Source organism: Actinoplanes sp. NPDC051633 (assembly GCF_040681735.1).
GTDB lineage: Bacteria > Actinomycetota > Actinomycetes > Mycobacteriales > Micromonosporaceae > Actinoplanes.
Genome location: NZ_JBFAZH010001810.1, coordinates 1 through 1072, shown reverse-complemented (window position 1 = coordinate 1072; position 1072 = coordinate 1). Strand labels below are relative to the sequence as shown.

The window sequence follows — 1072 nt, the reverse complement described above, 5'->3', positions numbered from 1 at the left end:
GAAGAAGGCTCAGCCGATCGTGCGGGAGTACTGCCAGAAGCTCGGTGTCGCCTACGAGAGCACGACCCTGATCGAGTCATACCGCCAGGCCCTGCAGCACCTCCGAGAGGTCGGTGAGCCGCTGCGTGCGGCTCGATAGACGCGGTACGGGCAACGCACGCACACCTGCTCACCGCCACCGGACCGGTGCCGTCGCCGCACTACCTGCCCCCGGAGTGTTACCTGGTTGACCGGCAGGACCCGCCGATGCGGCCGGCGCCTCGGCATGTCGAGTGGGATGTGACGCTGCACGAGGTCGCCGAACTCAGCGGATTGACTTCCTGGTACACCTCCACCCTCACCTGCCGGCGGCCTCCACGATCTTGTTGTGCCGTCCCACCGCCGGCGCCCGGCAAGTCTTGCTGATGACCGGTATGGACCAGATCGCGACGCTGCGCGCGGATCTGCTGATGCCCGGACACTCGCCGCCGCCCACCCGGAGCACGCGACGGGGGCCGACGACACCAAGCCGGACATTGGGCCACCGATGGATCTGACAAGCAGGCCCTTATGTTCGGAAATGGCATGCAGATCGCCTCCCCGACGACGGTTGGCACCCGCGCCGATCCACGTGACGTACGTCCTGTTTGGAAAAATTCACCCAGGGCAATATTTCATCGGCGGCAACGAATGATGGTTGCCGCTGCAGCTCTCCTGCTCAATCTCGTGCCGCCAGTGCGGTACGAGGTCCACGCGTAAACGGCTCTTGGAGAACTAATGTCCAGCACCACCACCAATCGCACCGACGCTCCCGTGAACGGGACGTTGCGCCGCCGCTCGACCGAGACCAAGGCCGCGTTCAAGACCACCGAGTTTATCTCCTACGTGGTCATCACGGTGGCCGTCCTGATCGCCTCCCTGGTGGTCGACGGCAACGGTAACGGCGACAACGGCGCCGCTGGCGACTACTTCCGCGCCGATCGCGCCTGGTTCTACGTCGTGCTGCTGACCATCGGCTACATGGTCAGCCGCGGCCTGGCGAAGGCCGGCAGCCGCGAGCACGCCGACGCCTGACAATTGCTGACGACCGCCG

General features: G+C 65.5%; 1 protein-coding gene and 1 pseudogene. Both read left to right on the top strand.

The window, feature by feature from the left end; translation table 11 throughout:
* A pseudogene (locus tag AB0M20_RS45370) lies at window positions 1-139 on the top strand (acyl-CoA desaturase); the annotation flags it as partial.
* Window positions 140-756: 617 nt separating this feature from the next.
* Window positions 757-1053: a hypothetical protein gene (locus tag AB0M20_RS45365; RefSeq protein WP_364307863.1), complete on the top strand. Its 297-nt coding sequence runs from the start codon at window positions 757-759 to the stop codon at window positions 1051-1053.
* Window positions 1054-1072: the final 19 nt, after the last annotated feature.

Coding starts and splice junctions, on each gene's coding strand:
- AB0M20_RS45365 (WP_364307863.1), top strand. CDS start 757: ATGTCCAGCACCACCACCAATCGCACCGACGCTCCCGTGAACGGGACG.